We start from the raw sequence: 2,273 nt of genomic DNA on the forward strand, positions 1-2,273 counted from the left end.
GTGAGGACGGCTTGCATGGTTTTTGAGGTGGGAAATCTTTCGTCCGTCCCACATGATGGCTACCGTTCCCCCGACTGAGTTTGCATGACTAACACTGCAATGTACGCACTGGAGAGTCTTCACCGATCACTAGAGCGCGTTCGTAGTTACACACACCTTCCGTTCAATGTTCGAGCATCCACTCGCATTTACGTTGATTCCCTGTTGCCTGCATGCACCGATCCGTCAACCGGCTTGTTCGACCTGCTATTCCGATCCAAACACGAACTGGTTGACGACGCGATAATCACAACTGCGGTTCCGAACGATCTTCTTGGCCCGCTTCAGCGTCTAAGAAGCAAACGTGACGAATTGCAACTCGAAAAGGAATCCGCGATCCGTGACGATCAGTTCTGTGACGCAGTTGCTATTCTTGATCAACAGCGCGACATCGACTCACTCATATCCAAACTCGTCCCCGGTCACATAGCAATATCCCCAGACGTGGTTGTGGCTGCCATTCGCTTGCTTGGGTATACTGGTCCTTTGCCTGGAACTGATCGGGAGAACGGGTCACCCTCGGTATCGGGATAGGGGACCGGCTGCCCGGGCCCCCTAACACAACACCTCGCATGTGCGCCCGCACAATAACGATTCAAAGGGGGGCGATTCGCCGCGAGGATGCAAGCTGTTGCCAACCCTCTTCTAGCTTCAGTAAGCCCTCACTCTTCAGGTGCTCGCTGGATAACGCACGCTGGACTCCCGACGTCTTGGAAAGACGCCATGGGCCTTTGACGCTATAGGCGAACGGACGGGCGTCCTGGTACGACAAGCCCAATGACATCAGGTTGCGAAGACGTGTTTTCGACTACTTCCAGTAGCTAGGCCGCCTCTCGTTTATTTTGACTAACATGAAATTGGTCCAGCTTCATCGTTTAACTGAGTCTTTGGGATTTGTCATGTTCCTGCCCCATTCATTTTCCTGCCGCAACCTTGGGTTGCCTTCTTTTAACCGGATGTTAGGAGTGATATGCGGTCTGAAGTAGGTAGGCTCTCCGTAAACGTCGTTTAGAAGTCACCCGGCGGAAAGGACTGGCAAAAAGATGGGTGGCAAAAAGATATTGAGACCGATTGATGTTGGGCTAAGAAAAGAAACCTTCATGCATCCTCCATTTTCTAACCCTCCATGTTTTAACCTATCGTCCTCCTTTTCCGTATTGACACCTGCCGTCGCTTCGCGACTCTGTGGTGGCTACCACGACGCTGTTCCCCGGACTCACGTCCGGGGCTAGCACGTGTCGTCGCGTTGCGACTGGGATCCTGCGCTGATATGCGATGCTTGCCATCGCAGCCGAAAAAACGAAATCCACGGTTATGGTCGTGCAACATTTTGTAATCGCAGTCCGTTACACTAGCTTCACTGGTCGATTCCAACGGTTGTCTGCTTGACGGGCCACCCACGGGGCGGAATGGCAACTACAACCATACTCGATTAATGATCGCTACAATCTGCGACAACCATGTGATGGTGACGCAAACGGCGGCAAGATTGGATGGCCTCGTCAAGTCACTCACAAACGCCGTCGAGTCGGGTGATGGCGATACTCTTTATCAACTCTTTTACACGGAGAATCAGCCCGAGGATCTTTCAATAATGATGAAACAGCAGATGACAGCTCTAGTCAGCAACGACAGCCTTGAACTCAACGAGATTCGGGTGCTTGATTTTGCAGATCATCGCCCAGAACCGGAATTGCCCGGCGAACTGAACGGCAAGAAGCTCAAGTTCCTCCAGCCTCCGAGCCATTGGATTATCGCAAGCATGGGAGGAGGCGATGGAGGGACGAATTTGTCCTTGGATCTTACGTTTCCGGCGCGCGAGATTGACGGAGCGTGGAAGCTCTTAGGGTCACGGTACGAAGAGGAGTGAACGTGAGCACGCGAGTCATTGTTTTTAGATTTGAGAATCTTTCGCGCGTGCCCGGTTACGCGTAGCGTTTTTGCTGTCCGTCATTGCGCGGTCGGGTAACTTAACGGTCGTAGGTTGTGGACGCTCGTCGTTGCGCCGGGGATTCCAAACCACGAAAGACACGAATCACACGAAAAGTACATTCACCAACTTTCGTGTCTTTGGTTATTTTCGTGGTCCTTCTTTTGGATGAGTTCTCGTTGGATCTTGGTGGCTAGTTCGCCGCCGCGGCCCGTCCCCGCTCTGCTCATCTTCCTGCCCCCATTTTCCTGCCATTTGCTCGGTCGGAGCTGGCAGGAAGATGTTGGCAGGAAAATTTTGGGGA

Annotated in this window: 2 protein-coding genes; one reads left to right on the plus strand and one right to left on the minus strand. The window is 52.6% G+C overall.

Features of this window, described 5'->3' with window-relative positions; genetic code table 11:
• Window positions 1–634 precede the first annotated feature (634 nt).
• The gene (locus tag RMSM_RS38345) at window positions 635–823 is read right to left on the minus strand and encodes a hypothetical protein (protein ID WP_160168270.1); all 189 of its coding nucleotides are present in this window, start codon (window positions 821–823) and stop codon (window positions 635–637) included.
• 651 nt (window positions 824–1,474) lie between these two features.
• On the opposite strand from RMSM_RS38345, the gene RMSM_RS09710 reads away from it, so the two are divergent.
• Entirely contained in the window at window positions 1,475–1,909 is a 435-nt protein-coding gene (locus tag RMSM_RS09710; protein WP_008694829.1) for a hypothetical protein, read from the plus strand.
• Window positions 1,910–2,273 lie beyond the last annotated feature (364 nt).

The sequence above is a fragment of the Rhodopirellula maiorica SM1 genome (genome assembly GCF_000346295.1).
Taxonomy (GTDB): domain Bacteria; phylum Planctomycetota; class Planctomycetia; order Pirellulales; family Pirellulaceae; genus Novipirellula; species Novipirellula maiorica.

Excerpts from the sequence above, each read along its gene's own strand:
- RMSM_RS09710 (WP_008694829.1), top strand. The coding sequence starts at position 1,475 with ATGATCGCTACAATCTGCGACAACCATGTGATGGTGACGCAAACGGCG.
- RMSM_RS38345 (WP_160168270.1), bottom strand. The coding sequence starts at position 823 with ATGTCATTGGGCTTGTCGTACCAGGACGCCCGTCCGTTCGCCTATAGC.